The organism is Streptomyces sp. NBC_00885, from assembly GCF_045207475.1.
In the GTDB taxonomy this organism is placed as follows: domain Bacteria; phylum Actinomycetota; class Actinomycetes; order Streptomycetales; family Streptomycetaceae; genus Streptomyces.
Map to the genome: position 1 here is coordinate 4639077 of NZ_CP108796.1, position 17814 is coordinate 4656890.

A 17814-nucleotide genomic window follows, 5' to 3' on the forward strand; every position below is an offset into this window, starting at 1 on the left:
GCAAGCCAGTCACTCGTCCGGGTGACGAGAGGGAGGGGAGGGAGGGCAGGTGGTTCTTGACCCCAGGTTCTTTGGGGGAGTTCGTGGCCCGCCGGACCCTGGCGCGCGAGGTTCCGGCAGCCCCAGGAGGCCGCAGCGGGAGCCGGTTCCCGGTCGGCTCAGTCCCGGTCGGCGGACTTCAACCGGTCTATGAACGAGGCCCAGCAGGCCGCCGAGAGGACCAGCGCCGGACCGTGCGGGGCCTTGCTGTCACGGACGGGCACGACGCCGGGGAATCCGTCCGCCACCTCCACGCAGTCGCCCCCCTCCTGATTGCTGTAGCTGCTGCTGCGCCACGCGGCGCCGTTCAGATCGGGACGGGACCTTCGCTGCACGATAGTTGCCCTCCATCACGGACCGGATCATGTCGAGCGACATGAGCGGGGGCAGCGCAGCCGCCCGCAACCGATCGTAGGTCAGGGCGAGGTCATTGACCTCGGGCGGATCCTCGACAAGCTGGCCGTAATGCGCGCCCTCCGTGTAGGCCACCCTGGTGCCGTCGGGCAGGGACAGCACGGTCAGAGAGCCGCCGAGCGCGTCATGCGCGCCTTGGTCGAACGGCAGCACCTGCACGGTGATGTGACGCTCCTCGGCCGCCTCCAGCAGCCGCGCCAACTGCCTGCGCATCACCTCCGGTCCGCCCACGGGACGATGGATCACAGACTCGTCGAGCACCACCCAGAGCTCCGGGCGATCGGGAGCGTGCAGCCGTTCCTGCCGGGCGAGCCGCGCGGAAACGCGTTCCTCCAACTGCTGCTCGCCGGTGAGCGAGCGGCCGACGCTGAGCAGGGCGCGTGCGTACTCCTCCGTCTGCAAGAGGCCAGGCACCACATGTGCCGCGTACTGCCCGATGGACACCGCTCGCGCCGAGTGCGCCATGAACGCCCGTGACCAGTCGGGGAATGCCTCCCGGTAGACGTACGGCCACAGGTCGACCAGCAGGTTGTCCGCCCCGAGGGCCGCGTCGAGCGCCCGAGCCAGCTCCAGTGTCGGTTTCGCGCCGGACGAGCGCTCGATCTGGGTGATCCGGGTGCTCACCACATGCGTTCTGGCGCCCAGTTCGGCCTGGGTCAGCCCGGCGGCCGTACGGAGTCTGCGGACACGTGAACCGAAGAGCGCGGCCATCGACTCCTCGGGCTGAATTCCTTTGGCCATGGGCTCACTTCCGTTCCTTACCGCTTGCGATGTAAGGCGTCGTCACCTTCCGAGCGTAGGCGCGGCGGACGATTCTTGAGCACGGAATGTTACGACCCGTACACACAGTGGGCACTGTGGGTCGTGTCAGGGATCGACGGACTGGGATGGACGGCACGTGCTGAAGACCATGGCCATGTCGGGCGACGGCCCGGAGCGCGAGACGGAATCGACCGTAGGGGTGCTCGGAGGGGAGGCCCACGATGCCGGAGTGGAAGACCGCACGTTCGCCGCGCAGTTCAACTCGTCGGCCCGGGGAGCGCAGCTCGCCCGACGGCTGGCAGTGCGGCGCCTTGAGGAGTGGGGGCATCCGCCGACGTCGGACCTCTCGTGCACTGTGGCCCTGCTGATCGCCGAACTCGCCGCCAACGCGGTACGGCACGGCCGCGTCCCCGGGCGCGAGTTCCACCTCCGCCTCAGCTTCGAGGTACGGCCGTGCCTGATCCGTATCGAGGTCTCGGACGCCTCCCCGGACCGGCCCCCGACCAGCCCGCCCGAGCCTGCGCCCGACGACGAGTCGGGCCGCGGCCTGCTCCTCGTGGACGTGCTGGCCAGTCGCTGGGGTGCGACGCCCCGCGTGCCCATCGGCAAGACCGTATGGGCGGAGGTGGCGCTGGCCTTCGAGCCCTGAGGGCTGATACCCGGTGCGCTATCGCACCAGCTTTGTCTCCTTGTGCAAGCCCGCCTTGTCGACGTCCGGATACAGGGTGACGCTCCCGTCCCGCCAGCGGACCAGGACGTCGTTGCGCGTGGTGTCGGGGCCGAAGGCGCCCGCGGTCACGACGTCTGCGCGGGACCAGGGGGACTTCGACGGACGGATCTTGATCTCGCCGTGCAGGCCGGCGAAGTCCGCACCCGGGTGGATGGTGGTTTCGCCGTCCGCCCAGCGGACCAGCAGGTCGTCGGAGTTCCTGCCGGTGAACTGACCGGAGCTGATCTGTGTGGCGTACGGCCAGGTCTTGTTCGGCTTCGCCAGGAAGGTGCCCTTGCTCACCGCTTTGGTGTCGACGTCCGCGTACATGCCGACGGAGCCGTTCGCCCAGACGACGACCAGGTCGTCCCGCAGCGCACCGGGGGTGTGCCGGCCGACGCTGATCAGCCGGGCGTTCTGCCAGTTCTTGTGCTTGGCCAGGGTCTTCTCGTCGTGGAAGCCCGTCTTGTCGACATGCCGGTACTCGCTCAGCTCACCGTCGCTCCAGCGCACGACGAGCCCGTCGGTGCCGCTGCCGGTGAACTTTCCCCCGGCGATGGCGCGCGCGTTCTTCCACACGCTTCCGGGGGCGGCGAGCCGTACGGTGGCGGAGAACGGACGCTGCGGATCGCCGGTGCCGCTGCCCCGGTAGAGATCCACCGAGCCGTCCGCCCAGACCGCGATCAGGTCGCCGCTTCCCTCGCCGGTGAACTCTCCCGTGGCCAGTAGCCTGGCGTTCTGCCACTGCTCCCAGCCGCCCATCGCGAAGGGCAGCGTCGGCTGGCGGTAGGGGCCGAAGTCGTTGTGGCGGCCGTTGTCCGCATCGTCGTACAGCTGGAAGAAGCGGTCGGTGTACACGGGGCTGTAGGAGATGCGGTTGTACGCGGGGTGGGAGGTGGGCACGCCCGGTCCGCCGCCGTTCCAGCCGCCCACGTTGCCGATGATCTCGCCGGTGCCCCTGGCACGGTCGAGGGTGGAGAAGAACGGTCCGCCGGACACGCCGTCCCACATGCCGGCGCAGTCGACCCGCATCTGGTTGTAGCCCGGCAGGGCCTGGGTCCGGCTGGTGCACTGGACGGGCCGGTCCTGCGGGTTACGCCCGACGTTCGGGTATCCGACGGAGGTGACGGCGTTCTCCGGTGTGGCGGGGCGGGCGAGGGTGCTGCCGCCGACGGAGTCCTGGAGGTTGGTGGTGCCGTTGGGCTTGACCCGGGCGAAGGCGTAGTCGAGGTCGGACTCCGGGCCCCGGCTGTTCTTCACGTACCGCTTGTCGGCGAACCACTCCTCAACGGGCCAGATGCCGTACGGCTGCTGCTTGAGCGTCCTGGACGAGTCGTACTGCGGCACGAAGACCGCTTTGGCGTTGAGGCAGTGGCCTGCCGTCAGGATCAGGTTGCGTCCCTGGCTCTGCACCGTACTGGCGGAGCAGTAGTGCGCCCGCATGTCGGAGCCGACGGTGAAGAGGATGCCGACGGAGCGGACGCCCGCGAACTGCTGCCCCACGTCCGCTCTGGCGCGTGGCGACGACGCACTGCGCCCCGGCAGGGCGGGGCCGGGCCGGCCGGAAGGATCGGTGGCGGACGCGATGCGCTCCGGCGTCCAGAACCGCAGCGCCTCATCCACCGACCAGGCGCCGCCGCTCGGCTGCACCGGCGCGCCCGCCCGGTCCTGAGACGGGCTCGGGGGTACGGGTGACGGCTGGTCGGCCGCCAGCGAGACGGTGCTCGTGGCAACGGTGGCCAGGGCGTAGCACGCCAGGGAGACGGTGAGGCGGGCCACGAGAGCTTTACGCAACAGGGAACTCCGTTGGAGGGGATGAGTGGGTGCAGTGTTTCGGGGTGCCGCAGGTGGCATCGGCCGCACCGGCGGCACCCCGAGATTTGAGGAGCGTTGCTGCCTCAGGTGTTGCCTGTGTTTCGCCTCAGGACTCGGCTCCGCCGAGCGCGCCCCTGTCGATGCCGGGTGCCGTCGTGGTGAAGCGGGTCTTGGCAGCCGGAGCAGCCGGGGCAGGCAGGGTCCAGTTGACCGCGAGCTGCTTGAGACCAGGTGTCTCGAGCGACGTGAACTTGCCCCCGCCGTCCGCCGTGGTGTAGCCGCCGTTGGGCGAGCACATCAAGGGCCGGAACTTCTTCGGGGTCAGCGGGCACTCGAAATCGGCCGTCTTGCCGTCATGGTTGAGGTCTTTGTTCGGGTGGTCCAGGCCGACCATGTGGCCGATCTCGTGGTTGATGGCGTTCTTGAGAATGGCCGCGTTGGTGGTCTTGTTGCCGCTGAACCAGTCGGGCCTCGACCAGTACTCCGTGTCGATCCACGACCATCCGCCCCACACGCTGTGGTCCCCGGTGTTGTAGCAGTGCCACGCGCGGGACATGCCCCGCTTGCCGTCGAACGGGCGGTACTTGGTGCCCAGCGTCAGGACGTGGCGTGGCTGGGCCGCGCACCCCTCGGGGGAGGCTTTGAGGGTCGTCGAGACGGTGAATTTGATGCCGGTCACCGAGGTGAGCTGGGCCGCGGCCTGTTTGGCGGTGGGGCCGAGCTTGGTCCGGGCATCGGCGGTGGCGAACTGGATCGTGTATCCGGTGCCGTCCCCCGACAGGGAATGGATGCCGGACAGTGCCTTCCAGCCGTTGCCCGAATAGACCTGGGTGGCGGCGGTGTTGGCGGCGTCGGCAGCCGTGGCGGGAAGGAGCAGGGCGAACGCTGCGCCGGCGGCTATGGCGCTGAGCTTGCGCCCCAAGCCGATGTATTTCATGAATGGTCCCCCATGGACTTCGTTGTGTCCGATGTGCGCGACTGATGGGGGCACTCTCAGGCTCGGCTCAACGCACCCGGCCCCCCACCGAGTTGCTCCGGAAGACCCTACAGGCCAGAGCTTTACACACTGTCAGGGGCTGTACAGATGAAGGCACGTTGGCGGGCTCGCAGCCTGAGCGGTCGGCTACGCCCCGTACCTCCGGGCCACCGCCCGCCAGGCCACCTCCAGCAGCACCGCCCCCGCCGCCGCGATCCCGACCGCGGCCCACGGCAGGACCGCTCCCACCAGCTTCAGCGCGAAGAAGTCCTGGAGCCACGGCACGATCAGCACGATCAGGAAGCACGCACCCATCGCCGCCACCAGGCACACCCGCCACCAGGTGTACGGCCGGGCGATGATCGCCAGGACCCACATCGAGACCAGGAACAGCGTCAGCGTCGCCGCGCTCGTTTCCGCGTCGAGGGAGCCGGGGCCGCTGTAGTAGGAGCGCGCGAGCAGGTACGTCGCGAATGTCGTCGCCGCCGCGATCACCCCCGCCGGGATCGCGTACCGCATCACCCTGCGTACGAACTCCGGCTTCGCGCGCTCTTTGTTCGGGGCCAGCGCCAGGAAGAAGGCCGGTACGCCGATCGTCAGCGTGGACAGCAGCGTCAAGTGCCGTGGCAGGAAGGGGTATTCGACCTGCCAGCAGACCACCAGGATGGCCAGCAGCACGGAGTAGACCGTCTTGGTGAGGAACAGCGTGGCGACCCGTGTGATGTTGCCGATCACCCGGCGGCCCTCCGCCACCACCGACGGCAGCGTCGCGAAGCTGTTGTTGAGGAGCACGATCTGGGCCACCGCCTTGGTCGCCTCCGAGCCCGAGCCCATCGAGACGCCGATGTCCGCGTCCTTCAGGGCGAGCACATCGTTCACCCCGTCGCCCGTCATCGCGACCGTGTGGCCGCGCGACTGCAGTGCGCCGACCATGTCGCGCTTCTGCTGCGGGGTGACCCGGCCGAAGACCGAGTGGGCGTCCAGGGACTCGGCCATCGGGGCCTGTTCGGCGGGCAGTCGGCGCGCGTCGACCGTGTTCTGGGCGCCGGGCAGACCGAGTTTCCCGGCCACCGCGCCCACGGACACCGCGTTGTCGCCGGAGATGACCTTGGCGTGGACCTTCTGCTCGTCGAAGTAGCGCAGCGTGTCGGCCGCGTCCGGTCGCAGCCGTTGTTCCAGGACGACCAGCGCGGTCGGCCGCGCCCCGGCGGCGACGGAGGCGGCGTACAGTTCGCCCGCGGCCCTTGTGAGCAGCAGCACCCGCAGGCCCTGTTCGTTGAGCTGCTCGATCTCCGCGAGGGCCGCGTCGTCCTGCGGCAGCAGCACATCGGGCGCGCCGAGCAGCCAGGTGGAGCTCTCGCCGTTGCCTTCGCTGAAGCTGGCACCGCTGTATTTGCGTGCGGACGAGAACGGCAGTGACTCCGTGCACCGCCAGTCCTCGCTGTCCGGATACGTGTTGATGATCGCCTTCAGGGAGGCATTGGGCCGCGGGTCGGACTCGCCGAGGGCGCCGAGCACCTTGCGTACGTACGACTCGTCCGCACCGCCCAGCGGCCGCAGCTCCGTGACGTCCATGCCGCCTTCGGTCAGCGTGCCGGTCTTGTCGAGGCAGACGACGTCGACCCGCGCAAGCCCCTCGATCGCGGGGAGTTCCTGCACCAGGCACTGTTTGCGGCCGAGCCGGATGACCCCGATCGCGAATGCGACGGACGTCAGCAGCACCAGCCCCTCGGGGATCATCGGCACGATGCCGCCGACGGTCCTGGCCACCGAGTCCTTGAAGTTGTTGTCCTTGACGACCAGCTGGCTGATGACGAGCCCGATCGCGGTCGGGATCATCATCCAGGTCACGTACTTGAGGATCGTGCTGATACCGCTGCGCAGTTCGGAGTGGACGAGCGTGAACCGGGACGCCTCCTCCGCGAGTTGTGCCGCGTACGCCTCCCGCCCCACCTTCGTCGCCGTGAACGCGCCGCCGCCCGCGACCACGAAGGATCCCGACATCACCGGATCCCCGGGGTGCTTGATCACCGGGTCGGCCTCACCCGTCAGCAGCGACTCGTCGATCTCCAGGTTGTCCGCCTCCGCCATGTCGCCGTCCACGACGACCTTGTCGCCGGGGCCGAGTTCGACGAGATCGCCGAGGACGATCTCGGACGTGGAGATCTCCGCGGCGGTGCCGTCCCGCCGTACCTTCGGCCTGGCCTCGCCGATGAGCGCCAGGGAGTCCAGGGTCTTCTTGGCGCGCAGCTCCTGGATGATGCCGATTCCGGTGTTGGCGATGATCACGTAGCCGAAGAGGCTGTCCTGGAACGGCGCGACGAAGAGCATGATCACCCACAGCACGCCGATGATGGCGTTGAAGCGGGTGAAGACGTTCGCGCGGACGATGTCGACGGTGGAGCGCGAGGAGCGGACGGGTATGTCGTTGACCTCGCCGCGCGCCACCCGCTCGGCGACCTCCGCCGTCGTCAGCCCCTCGGCCCGTGGCGTGAGCGCGGACTTCGGCGGCTTTCGGGGATGTACGGGATCCAGCTCGGCTCCCGCGTCGATGGCGGGGCCGCCCGGCTCGGGGCCGTCTGTGTCGATCCTCGCCCGCTGCGTCATGGTTTCGACGGTACGGCGGGAGGGGCCGGTTCACCCGCCGAGTGCGCGGCAGATCAGACCGGGGTAGGAGGTGAATCGTCCTTCGGCAGTAGGGGTGCCGTAGGGGTCACTTGCTTTCGTCGCGCGCGGCGGCGGCGTTCTGCTCGTCCGGGGAGGTCTCCGCGGACTCCGCCTTCGCCCGCTTGAGCGCCGCGTCCCGGCGGCGCACGTACCAGATGCCGATCAGGCCGAGACCGCCGCCGGCCAGGCAGGTCCACACCCACCACATCAGGTCACGCTCGGCGAACCAGTTGTAGAAGGGGATCTGGACGAGGAAGAGGACGAACCAGAGGATCGTGCCGCCGGTGATGGTGGCGACGACGGGCCCCTCCAGGGGCTCGGGTGCCTCGTGCTTGGGGGTCCACTTCGCCATGCGGCCAGTCTAGGTTGCCCCGTACCGGCCCCTCACACCCCCGTGACCCCTCTGACCTCGGGGGTCTACGCGCGGAGATACCACAATCCGCCTTATACGTTCATACTGAAGCGGTTTGCGTCCGACTGGTTTTAGTCGTAGGAACGTCTAAAACCGGCCAAATGATCGACGAGGTCTCGCATGCCCCCCACGGCCACCGCCAAGGTCGACTCCGCGCTCCCGGCCCCGGTTCCCCCCGGGCCCCGCGGCGGCCTGGACCGCTTCTTCAAGATCTCCGAGCGCGGCTCCACGGTCCCCCGCGAGATCCGCGGCGGATTCGCCACGTTCTTCGCGATGGCCTACATCATCGTGCTGAACCCGATCATCCTCGGCAGCGCGAAGGACATGTACGGGCACCAGCTCGACGGCGGCCAGCTCGTCACCGCCACCGTGCTGACCGCGGCCTTCTCCACGCTCCTCATGGGCGTCATCGGCAATGTCCCGATCGCGCTCGCGGCCGGACTCGGCGTGAACACCGTCGTCGCCCTCCAGCTCGCGCCCCGGATGTCCTGGGCGGACGCGATGGGCATGGTCGTCCTCGCAGGTTTCGTCGTGATGCTGCTGGTGGCCACCGGTCTGCGCGAGCGCGTGATGAACGCCGTGCCGCGCAGTCTGCGCAAGGGCATCGCGATCGGCATCGGCCTGTTCATCATGCTGATCGGCCTGGTCGACTCGGGCTTCGTCTCCCGTATCCCGGACGTCGCCAAGACCACCGTCCCGCTCCAGCTGGGCACCGGCGGTCATCTGGACGGCTGGCCGGTCCTGGTCTTCGCCGTCGGCGCGCTGCTCACGCTCGCGCTGATCATCCGCAAGGTGCCGGGCGCGATCCTGATCTCCATCGTCGTGATGACGGTGGTCGCGATGGTCGTCAACGCGGTCGCCACGGTCCCGTCCTGGGGTCTGACCACGCCCACCTGGCCCGGAAATCCGGTCGCGTCCCCCGACTTCGGGCTCGTCGGCCGGGTCAGCCTCTTCGGCGGCTTCGAGAAGGTCGGCTTTCTGACGGGCGCGCTGTTCGTCTTCACCGTGCTGCTGTCCTGCTTCTTCGACGCGATGGGCACCATCCTCGGCGTCGGCGACGAAGCCAAGCTGATGGACAAGGACGGCAGCTTCCCCGGCATCAACCGGGTCCTGATCGTGGACGGCATCGCGGTGGCGGCCGGTGGTGCGACCTCGTCGTCCGCCAACACCTGCTTCGTGGAGTCCACGGCGGGCGTCGGCGAGGGAGCCCGTACCGGACTCGCCTCCGTCGTCACGGGTGCGCTCTTCGCGGTGGCGCTGTTCCTCACGCCGCTCGCCACGATGGTCCCCTCCCAGGCGGCGACGCCCGCGCTGCTGGCGGTCGGCTTCCTGATCCTGGCGGGCTCGGTCCGCGACATCGACTGGAACGACTTCACCGTCGCTGTCCCGGCCTTCCTGGCGATGGTGATGATGCCGTTCACGTACTCCATCACCAATGGCATCGGCATCGGCTTCATCGCCTTCAGCGTGCTGAGGCTCGCCGTCGGGCGGGGGCGCGAGGTGCCCGTCGCGATGTATGTGGTGTCGGCGGTGTTCGTCTTCTACTACGCGATGCCGGCGCTGGGTCTTACGTAAGCCCGTAGAACTTCTCTGTCTCGTCGACGGCCGCCTTGAAGCGTTCGTCGAAGTCATCGCGCATGAGCGTCCGGACCACATAGTCCTGGACGCTCATTCCGCGTCGGGCGGCATGGTGCCTGAGCCGGTCGAGGAGCTCATCGTCTATGCGGAGGCTGAGCACAGTCGATTCCATGGCAGTCAGAGTCGCCGGACCGCCGCCGCAGCCGCGTCACTTTCCGGATCCGTCTCACTCATATGAGTGAGGAAGTCGGCGCGGCAGTAACCTCCACTGGTCTTTAGGCTGGGTAATGAGTTACGCTAAAGAACATGCCTGACCTGTCCCATGGTGATGACATCGACATCGCCGCCGTGAACTCCCTGCGCTCGGCCGTCATGCGGCTGGGCAGGCGCCTGAAGCATCAGCGCGTCGACGAATCGCTGAGCCCGACCGAGATGTCGGTGCTCGGCACCCTCGCCCGTTGCGGCCACGCCACCCCCGGTGAGCTGGCCCGCAAGGAGCATGTCCAGCCACCGTCCATGACCCGGATCGTGGCGCTGCTCGAGGCCAAGGGACTCGTCCGGCTCGAGCCGCACCCCGATGACCGCCGGCAGAAGGTCGTCAGCCAGACCGAGCAGGCCGAGGCCATGCTCGAAGAGAGCCGCCGCAAGCGGAACGCCTGGCTGGCCTCGCTCGCCGAGGGTCTGGACGAGGACGACTGGGCGAAGCTGCGCGCAGCCGCCCCCGTACTGGAGAAGCTCGCGCACCTCTGATCCGCACAACCAAGGAGGCGAACACTTTTGAGTCCGGGACCCGGAGCACACTCCGCACCCGCACCCTCCCCTACAACCATGTTCAGCTCGCTGAAGATCCGTAACTACCGGCTCTTCGCCACCGGGCAAGTCGTCTCCAACACCGGCACCTGGATGCAGCGCATCGCCCAGGACTGGCTGGTGCTCAGCCTCACCGGATCCGCGTCCGCCGTCGGCATCACCGTCGCGCTGCAGTTCCTGCCCATGCTCCTGTTCGGGTTGTACGGCGGGGTGCTCGCCGACCGGCTGCCGAAGCGGCAGCTGCTCGTCGCGACCCAGTCGGCGATGGCCCTGACCGGCCTGGCGCTCGCCGCGCTCACGCTCAGCGGCCATGTCCAGGTCTGGCACGTCTACCTCACGGCCTTCCTTCTCGGCCTTGTCACGGTCGTCGACAATCCGGCGCGCCAGTCCTTCGTCGCCGAGATGGTCGGCCCGGAGCAGCTGTCCAACGCGGTCAGCCTCAACTCCGCCAACTTCCAGTCCGCGCGGCTGGTCGGCCCGGCCGTCGCCGGTGTACTGATCACGGCCGTCGGGAGTGGTTACGCCTTCCTGCTGAACGGCCTGTCCTTCATCGCGCCGCTCGCCGGCCTGCTGCTGATGCGCACCGGTGAGCTCCACAAGATCGAGCGCGCGCCGCGCGGCAAGGGGCAGCTGCGGGAGGGACTGAAGTACGTCGCGGGGCGGCCCGAGCTGATCTGGCCGATCGTCCTCGTCGGCTTCATCGGCACCTTCGGCTTCAACTTCCCCATCTGGCTCTCGGCCTTCGTCAACAACGTCTACCACTCCGGTGCCAGTACGTACGGCCTGCTCAACACCCTGATGGCAGCCGGCTCCCTGGCGGGAGCCCTGCTCGCGGCCCGGCGCGGGACCTCGCGACTGCGGGTGCTGGTGGCCGCGGGGATGCTCTTCGGTGTCCTGGAGATCGTGACCGCGTTCGCGCCGCAGTTCTGGATCTTCGCGGTGCTGCTGGTGCCGATCGGGATGTTCGGCCTGACGGTCAATGTCACGGCCAACTCCAGCATCCAGATGGTGACGGAACCGGCCATGCGGGGCCGGGTGATGAGCCTGTTCATGATGGTCTTCGTGGGCGGTACGCCGCTGGGCGCGCCCCTCGTCGGCTGGATCACCGACACGTACGGACCGCGAATCGGCTTCGCGGCGGGCGGTGCGGTGGCGCTGGTTGCGGCGATAGGAGTCGGCGTGATGCTCGCCCGCGTGGGCGGGCTGCGCCTGAAAATAGATCTGCGGCGGGGGCGGAGGCATGTGGAGTTCGTGCCGAGGGAGGAGTTGGCGACGGCGGCGTGAGGCGTCGCCGGGTGCGGGATGAGGTGTGCCGGGGTGCCGCTGCGCGGGGCTGTTCCCCCACCCGCCCCTTCCCGAACTGGGGGCAGGCCCCCAGACCCCCGTATGCGACCTTCGGCCGCATGTCCTCAATCGCCGGACGGGCTGACATGTGCGGCTGGGCCGCACATCTCAGCCCCGCCGGCGTTTGAGGCGCGGGGTCTGGGGCGGAGCCCCAGTTCGGGAAGGGGCGGGGTGGGGAACAAGCCCGCCGCAGGCGACCCCGTCTGCGTCAGACTCGGATCATGAGACTCTTCGCCGCCGTACTCCCACCGCCCCCCGCCGTCGACGAACTCGCCCTGGAAGTCGACCGGTTGCGAACCCTCCCCGGCGCGGACGCCCTGCGCTGGACCGGTCGGCCCGGCTGGCACTTCACGCTGGCCTTCATGGGGGAGGTCGACGACGCCCTGCTGCCCGAGCTGCACGAGCGGCTCGGGCGGGCCGCGCATCGGACCGCTGCCTTCCCCTTGCGGCTGTACCACGGTGGGCGCTTCGGGCACCGGGCGCTGTGGGCGGGTGCGGCGGGCGGCCTGGAGGAGATGCGGCTGCTCGCCGAGCGCGCGGACGCTGCCGCACGGCGGGCCGGGATCGGCATGGACGAGCACCGCCGCTACCAGGCCCATCTCACGATTGCCCGCAGCCGTGACGACGCGGATCTGCGCCCGTTCGTCGAGGAACTGGAGGCCTTCGAGGGCGCGCCGTGGGAGGTCGGCGAGCTCGCGCTCGTACGCAGCAATCTGCCGGTGAGCGGGGTGCGCGGCGAGCAGCCGCGGTACGAGACGGTCGGTGCCTGGCCGCTCGGGCGGGCCGGTTAGTCTCGAAGGGTGAACCCCAAGACCAGAAACCAGATCATGGCCGGCGTACTCGTGCTGATGTTCGCGATCATCGCCGTGGCGGCCGTGGTCGGCCAGTAGCCTGACCGCCCCACGGCCGCGTCACTGCTGCCACACCCACCTACCAGGCGAAGGCCTCCGGAGACGGCCCCGGACCGGGGAAGATCTCGTTCAGCCCGGACAGCACCTCGTCGCTCAGCTCCAGCTCCACGGCGCGCAGCGCTGAGGCCAGCTGGTCCGCGGTGCGCGGGCCGACGATGGGACCGGTGATACCCGGCCGGGTGAGCAGCCAGGCCAGCGCGGCCTCGCCGGGCTCCAGTCCGTGTTTGTCGAGCAGGTCCTCGTACGCCTGGACCTGTGCCCGCACCTCGGTGTTCGTGAGCGCGTCGGCCGAGCGGCCCGAGGCCCGGCGCCTGCCCTCGTTCTCCTTCTTGATCACGCCGCCGAGCAGCCCGCCGTGCAGCGGCGACCAGGGGATGACCCCCAGTCCGTACTCCTGCGCGGCCGGAATGACCTCCATCTCGGCGCGGCGTTCGGCGAGGTTGTAGAGGCACTGCTCGCTGACGAGGCCGTACGAGCCGCGCTTCTGGGCGATCTCGTTGGTCTGGGCGATCTTCCAGCCGGGGAAGTTGGACGAGCCGGCGTAGAGGATCTTGCCCTGGGCGATCAGGGTGTCGATGGCCTGCCAGATCTCCTCGACCGGTGTGCGGCGGTCGATGTGGTGGAACTGGTAGAGGTCGATGTGGTCCGTCTGCAGCCGCTTGAGGCTCGCGTCGACGGCCCGGCGGATGTTGAGCGCGGAGAGCCGGTCGTGGTTGGGCCAGGCGTCGCCGTCGGCGGCCATGTTCGCGTAGACCTTGGTGGCCAGGACCACCTTGTCGCGCCGGTCGCCGCCCTTGGCGAACCAGGAGCCGATGATCTCCTCGGTGCGGCCCTTGTTCTCGCCCCAGCCGTACACATTGGCGGTGTCGAAAAAGTTGATCCCCGCGCCGAGCGCGGTGTCCATGATGACGTGACTGTCGGCCTCGTCGGTCTGCGGCCCGAAGTTCATCGTCCCGAGGACGAGTCGACTGACCTTGAGTCCGGTGCGTCCGAGCTGTGTGTACTTCATGGTTATTCAGCCAACGCCTTGGAGCGCGCTCCAGGCAAGGGGATAAGGGGTCAGTCGCGGGGGAACTCGGCGGTGGAGAGGGTGAGCCCCAGGGGGGTGGCGGTGAGGTCGACGTCCGCGCCGAAGGCGACCGTCTGTTCGCCGATGTAATCGCCGTCCTTGGGCCGGGTGTAGAGGTGGCACTTGCCCTGGTAGGGATCGGCGATGAGGTAGACGGGCACTTCGGCAGTGGCGAAGACGGTCTTCTTGGGGCCGTAGTCGTTGAAGCCGGTGCCCTGGGAGATGACCTCGGCGATGAACTCGACGTCCTCGTAGTGCCAGCGGTCCTGGCTGTCCGGCAGTGCTCCCTCGCGGAGTTTTGCCACGTCCGGGCAGAGGCCGTTCTCATGGCCCGGGAAATCGATGCGCACGTCCGACAGCACTTCGACATCCATGCCGAACTTGTCTTCCAGCGCTCTGACGATTCTGCGGGTGATCTGCCAATGGACGTTCCGCTGCGGCGACATGAAGACGTTTCCCCCGACGATCTCGACCTTGACTCCCTCGGGGACGGGCATCTGCTCAAGCCGCTTGAACCACTGGTCCAAGCGCTCAGCGTTGTCGTCGGCCATGTCGATCCTGCCGCTCTCTACGACGGTCATCGTGGCGCTCCTCCCCACTGCCGCGGGGTTGCATGCAGTCGCCTTGTACAACGATACGCACGGTGACGACGTCACACCGTGGCGACAACTCGTCACGCGCCGCCGAACCACCCCGCCGCGTCCAGCCGGAACGCATCCGACGGGACGACCGTACGCAGCGTCTCCTCGATATCGCGTACGCGCCCCGCGCCGACCGCGCCCGCCCACTCCGCCCGCAGTTCGTCGAAGATCGCCGCCGAGCGGGTAAGCGCGTCGATGCCGTGCGGGGTGAGGCGGACGAGCTTGCGGCGGGCATCGGACGGGTCGTCCGTGCGCTCCGCATAGCCCAGGGTGACGAGGCGGTCGACCGTCTTGCCCGCGGCCTGTTTGGAGACCCCGAGGCGTCGGCCGATCTCGCTGGCGGTCGCGCCGCCGGCGCCGATCGCCTGCATCGCGAAGCCGTACGCGGGCCGGACATCCGGGTGGCCCTGCTGGGCCAGTTCGGCGTGGAGGCGGTCGATGAGGGAGCGGAACCCGGCGAACAGGAGCAGGGGCAGCTCGTAACCAGGTGTGTCGCCAAGACCGTTGCGCGATTCGACAACCTGGTTTACCTTCTTTTCGTCAACCATGTTGTCGATTGTAGGAGGCTCTCGCATGTTCACCGAACACACCCTGGAATCGGCCCCGACCGCGTCGCGTCGTGCCATGGAGTCCACGATCAAACATCTGGGTCACCTGCCACCCGCCGTCGCGCGGCTCGCCTCCTCGCCGCAGCTGCTGGACGGCTTCCTGAAGCTCAGCGCGATGTTCGAGCAGGCGACCCTGGATCCCCTCGCCCGCGAGGTGGTCATCATGGTGGTCGCCACGCGGAACGAGTGCCATGTCTGCGTCGAGATGCACACCGGCAAGCTGCGGGCGCTGGGCGCGGACGAGGAGTTGGTCGCCGCGCTGCGCGAGCGGACGCCGCTCGGCGACGAACGGCTCGAAGCGGTACGGCAGTTCACGCTGGAGGCGCTGCGTACGGCGGGCGGCGTGGGCGACGAGGAGCTGAAGGCGTTCTTCGCGCACGGCTATACCGAGCAGAACGCGCTGGAGGTGGTCATGGGCATCGGCACGTACACGATGTCGACGCTCGCCAACCGGCTCACCCGGGCGTAGGGGGCGTCGGGGCGCCCGGAGGCGGGCGCCCCGGCGGGACGCGGATCGGCTCCGCGCAGGTGGAGGCCGGAACTGGCCGGTGCGCGGCGAAGCTTGCGGAATCCGTCTTGCCATTTTGAGGTGTCCATGCCGCAATGACGGTGTGTCGCTGACCGCTCGTCAGGAGCCGAGCCGCGGATCTGATGTGCTGGCCGGTGACGCCAGACCCGTAACCCCCACACGAAGGCGGGACCCCATGAAGTACGGCACATTCACAACAGGCGCGTTACTGGGCGGAGCTGTCGCCGCGGGCGTGCTCGTCATGGCACCCATCGCCACCGCCGTGACGCCGGAGACGGCCACCCTCTCCTTCGACTGCGGTTCCTTCGGCTCCGGCACGGCGACGCTCACGGCCACTCAGGACGGCACGGCCGCGACCATCAGCGTGTCGACTTCGGCCATCAAGTCGCCCATCGCCATCTCGGCGAACTCGGTCAGGTCGACCCTCAACCTCACCAAGAACGGCTCCGGTACGGCGACGTTCACCGGCAGCTCCAACCCGGCCATCCCGGCGGGGGGCGACGTGTCCACCGGGCCGCTGACCGGGACGGTCGCCGCGGGCGACAGCCTGGAGGGGAAGTCGCTGACGGTCGTCGTCTTCGGCATCACGGTGACGTGCAACGCCACGTCCGCGCAGACGCCCGGCCCGTTCGTGTTCTGACGGCCGTAGGCAGCAAATGGGGCGGCGCCCCGCGCGCGGGACGCCGCCCGATCAGTGGGCGGCGCCCGGCTCTGACGGCCCCGCCGTGACGCCGTACGGCCCGCCCAGCCCCCACGCCTGGTGCATCGTGTCCGCGAACGCCGCCGCCAGTTTGTGTTCGCCCGTCGGGCCCGGGTGCGTCCCGTCGTACGTGTCCGCGTCAAGGGCGTACGACTGCGGCGGCGACGCCAGCAGGACCGGCGAGGAGGCCGTGTCCAGGTCGGCGACCGCCTTGGCCAGGAGTTCGTTGAAGCGGTCGCACTCCGCCGCGAAGGGGGCGTCGGAGCGGGCCCGTACGTTGGGGATGACCGGCAGCAGGACCATCCGTACACGGGGGTTGGCGGCGCGGGCCTCGGCCATGAACCGGCGGGCGTTCAGGGCCGTTTGGGTGCTGTCCGTGTAGAAGCCGAGGTCTATCAGGCCGAGCGAGACCAGCAGGATGTCCACCCGCTCCGTGGCGACCGCCTCGCGGATGACCGGGGCCATGTGGAGCCAGCCCTCGCCCCAGCCGGACAGATGGCGGCGGGCTTCGGCCGGGAAGGCCGGATCGGCGTAGGTGTGGGAGACCGGTGCGTTCGCCGACGTGTCGTAGAGCTCGGTCCGGGGGCCGACGATTTCGTACGGGCCCTCGAAGGTCGTGGCAAGGTGCTGCCACATCCGGTAGCGCCAGGTGTAGTCGCCGGCGCGTCCGATGGTCATGGAGTCGCCGACGAACATGAAACGCATGGGGGCCATCATGTCCGATCAAGCCCCGCACCTGCGATGTGAGGCTGACCACGGCCGCCGGACCGCCGCCGGACCGGAGGCATCACGGGCGAGGTGGCAGGCTGGGGGGCATGCGTTCGCTTCCGTACGTCACCGGGGCCGCCGGGGCCGTTGCCGCGTCCCTCGCGGTCCTGGTGCTCGCCGCCGTCCCCGCCTCCGCCGACGACGACTCCGGTTTCACGATCAAGGACCCGCGCATCACGGAGTCCAGCGGGCTCGCCGCCAGCCGGGCGCACCCGGGGGTGTACTGGACGCACAACGACCAGGACGAGCCGCGCGTCTTCGCGGTCGATTCCAAGACCGGCGAGACGGTCGCGACGATCACCCTCAGCGGGGTCGGGAAGCCCCGTGACATGGAAGCGATCTCGGTCGGCCCGGACGGGAAGGTCTACGTCGGGGACATCGGCGACAACCTGAACGGCAGCTGGGACCACGTCTGGATCTACGCGTTCCCCGAGCCGAAGGCCCTCAAGGACATGACCGTCCGGGCGACGCAGTACACCGTCAAATACGAGGACGGGGCGCGGAACGCCGAGGCGCTGATGGTGCATCCCAAGACCGGGCGGGTCTATATCGCGTCGAAGAACGAGGACGGCGGCGGGCTGTACGAGGGGCCCGCGAAGCTCACCTCCTCGGGCACGAACACTTTCCGGCGGATCGGCGAGGTGCCGTGGGTGACCGACGGAGCCTTCTCGCCCGACGGCAGGGAACTGGTGCTGCGCTCCTACTTCAGCGCGCGCGGATACGAGTGGAACGGCGGCCGCCTCGGCGCCGACCACCGCGTGAAGGCGCCCCTTCAGGGGCAGGCCGAGTCGGTGACGTACACCCTCGACGGCAAGGCGCTGATGTTCGGCTCGGAGGGCGGGCAGAGCGACGTGCAGCGGGTCGCCCTCGGGAAGGAGTCCTCGTCCGACAAGGGCCGCACGCCTGACTCCGGAAGCGGGAGTTCGGGCGACGCGGGCAGCAGCGGCGGCAGCGGCGGGACCGGGAACTTCACGTACGGGCTGATCGCCCTCGCCGGAGGCACGGCGCTCGTTCTCGGGTTCAAGCGGCTGCTGCGGCGAAACTAGACGTGGCTAGTCGTCC

19 protein-coding genes are annotated in these 17814 nt (G+C 69.0%); 8 read left to right on the forward strand and 11 right to left on the reverse strand.

The features are described from left to right. Nucleotides 1–158: 158 nt before the first annotated feature. Together OHA61_RS21090 and OHA61_RS21095 are read right to left on the reverse strand one after the other, a co-directional pair. Entirely contained in the window at nt 159–293 is a 135-nt protein-coding gene (locus OHA61_RS21090) for a DUF397 domain-containing protein (RefSeq protein ID WP_406304315.1), read from the reverse strand. After that, the gene (locus OHA61_RS21095; RefSeq protein WP_406307410.1) at nt 250–1164 is read right to left on the reverse strand and encodes a Scr1 family TA system antitoxin-like transcriptional regulator; all 915 of its coding nucleotides are present in this window, start codon (nt 1162–1164) and stop codon (nt 250–252) included. The genes OHA61_RS21090 and OHA61_RS21095 overlap by 44 nt, the downstream gene beginning before the upstream one ends. A gap of 187 nt (nt 1165–1351) precedes the next feature. On the opposite strand from OHA61_RS21095, the gene OHA61_RS21100 reads away from it, so the two are divergent. Continuing rightward, nucleotides 1352–1864, forward strand: coding sequence for an ATP-binding protein (locus OHA61_RS21100; RefSeq protein WP_406304316.1), 513 nt, complete (start codon nt 1352–1354; stop codon nt 1862–1864). Between the two features lie 18 nt (nt 1865–1882). Here OHA61_RS21100 and OHA61_RS21105 read toward each other — a convergent pair whose 3' ends face one another. The 4 genes from OHA61_RS21105 to OHA61_RS21120 form a co-directional block, all read right to left on the reverse strand. Then, nucleotides 1883–3718: a trypsin-like serine peptidase gene (locus OHA61_RS21105; protein ID WP_406304317.1), complete on the reverse strand. Its 1836-nt coding sequence runs from the start codon at nt 3716–3718 to the stop codon at nt 1883–1885. Nucleotides 3719–3845: 127 nt separating this feature from the next. Continuing rightward, nucleotides 3846–4676: a hypothetical protein gene (locus tag OHA61_RS21110; protein ID WP_406304318.1), complete on the reverse strand. Its 831-nt coding sequence runs from the start codon at nt 4674–4676 to the stop codon at nt 3846–3848. A gap of 186 nt (nt 4677–4862) precedes the next feature. Continuing rightward, complete coding sequence (locus OHA61_RS21115; protein WP_406304319.1) at nt 4863–7322, reverse strand: HAD-IC family P-type ATPase; 2460 nt, start codon at nt 7320–7322, stop codon at nt 4863–4865. Nucleotides 7323–7428: 106 nt separating this feature from the next. Further along, entirely contained in the window at nt 7429–7734 is a 306-nt protein-coding gene (locus tag OHA61_RS21120) for a DUF2530 domain-containing protein (protein ID WP_406304320.1), read from the reverse strand. Between the two features lie 180 nt (nt 7735–7914). On the opposite strand from OHA61_RS21120, the gene OHA61_RS21125 reads away from it, so the two are divergent. Further along, a complete protein-coding gene (locus OHA61_RS21125; RefSeq protein WP_406304321.1) occupies nt 7915–9369 on the forward strand; it encodes an NCS2 family permease in 1455 nt (484 codons plus the stop codon). On the opposite strand, the gene OHA61_RS21130 is transcribed toward OHA61_RS21125, so the two are convergent. Continuing rightward, entirely contained in the window at nt 9362–9544 is a 183-nt protein-coding gene (locus tag OHA61_RS21130) for a ribbon-helix-helix protein, CopG family (protein ID WP_361913230.1), read from the reverse strand. The genes OHA61_RS21125 and OHA61_RS21130 overlap by 8 nt on opposite strands. A gap of 134 nt (nt 9545–9678) precedes the next feature. Between OHA61_RS21130 and OHA61_RS21135 the strand changes: the two genes are divergently transcribed. The 3 genes from OHA61_RS21135 (at nt 9679) to thpR (ending at nt 12317) form a co-directional block, all read left to right on the forward strand. Beyond that, on the forward strand, nt 9679–10122 hold the full coding sequence (locus OHA61_RS21135) for a MarR family winged helix-turn-helix transcriptional regulator (RefSeq protein ID WP_406304322.1): 444 nt from the start codon (nt 9679–9681) through the stop codon (nt 10120–10122). A 27-nt stretch (nt 10123–10149) separates the two neighbouring features. Continuing rightward, on the forward strand, nt 10150–11466 hold the full coding sequence (locus OHA61_RS21140) for an MFS transporter (protein ID WP_406304323.1): 1317 nt from the start codon (nt 10150–10152) through the stop codon (nt 11464–11466). Nucleotides 11467–11747: 281 nt separating this feature from the next. Further along, nucleotides 11748–12317, forward strand: a complete 570-nt coding sequence (gene thpR, locus OHA61_RS21145) for an RNA 2',3'-cyclic phosphodiesterase (protein WP_406304324.1) — start codon at nt 11748–11750, stop codon at nt 12315–12317. 139 nt (nt 12318–12456) lie between these two features. On the opposite strand, the gene OHA61_RS21150 is transcribed toward thpR, so the two are convergent. From OHA61_RS21150 to OHA61_RS21160, 3 genes are all read right to left on the reverse strand, one after another. After that, entirely contained in the window at nt 12457–13446 is a 990-nt protein-coding gene (locus tag OHA61_RS21150; protein ID WP_406304325.1) for an aldo/keto reductase, read from the reverse strand. 50 nt (nt 13447–13496) lie between these two features. After that, a complete protein-coding gene (locus OHA61_RS21155; protein WP_406304326.1) occupies nt 13497–14087 on the reverse strand; it encodes a Uma2 family endonuclease in 591 nt (196 codons plus the stop codon). Nucleotides 14088–14179: 92 nt separating this feature from the next. Further along, nucleotides 14180–14695, reverse strand: coding sequence for a MarR family winged helix-turn-helix transcriptional regulator (locus tag OHA61_RS21160; protein ID WP_406304328.1), 516 nt, complete (start codon nt 14693–14695; stop codon nt 14180–14182). Between the two features lie 25 nt (nt 14696–14720). Between OHA61_RS21160 and OHA61_RS21165 the strand changes: the two genes are divergently transcribed. Then, the gene (locus tag OHA61_RS21165) at nt 14721–15224 is read left to right on the forward strand and encodes a carboxymuconolactone decarboxylase family protein (RefSeq protein WP_406304329.1); all 504 of its coding nucleotides are present in this window, start codon (nt 14721–14723) and stop codon (nt 15222–15224) included. Between the two features lie 235 nt (nt 15225–15459). Continuing rightward, complete coding sequence (locus OHA61_RS21170) at nt 15460–15924, forward strand: hypothetical protein (protein WP_324972338.1); 465 nt, start codon at nt 15460–15462, stop codon at nt 15922–15924. A gap of 51 nt (nt 15925–15975) precedes the next feature. On the opposite strand, the gene OHA61_RS21175 is transcribed toward OHA61_RS21170, so the two are convergent. Beyond that, complete coding sequence (locus OHA61_RS21175) at nt 15976–16689, reverse strand: GDSL-type esterase/lipase family protein (RefSeq protein ID WP_406304330.1); 714 nt, start codon at nt 16687–16689, stop codon at nt 15976–15978. A 110-nt stretch (nt 16690–16799) separates the two neighbouring features. On the opposite strand from OHA61_RS21175, the gene OHA61_RS21180 reads away from it, so the two are divergent. Beyond that, nucleotides 16800–17798, forward strand: a complete 999-nt coding sequence (locus OHA61_RS21180) for a WD40 repeat domain-containing protein (protein WP_406304331.1) — start codon at nt 16800–16802, stop codon at nt 17796–17798. Nucleotides 17799–17814 lie beyond the last annotated feature (16 nt).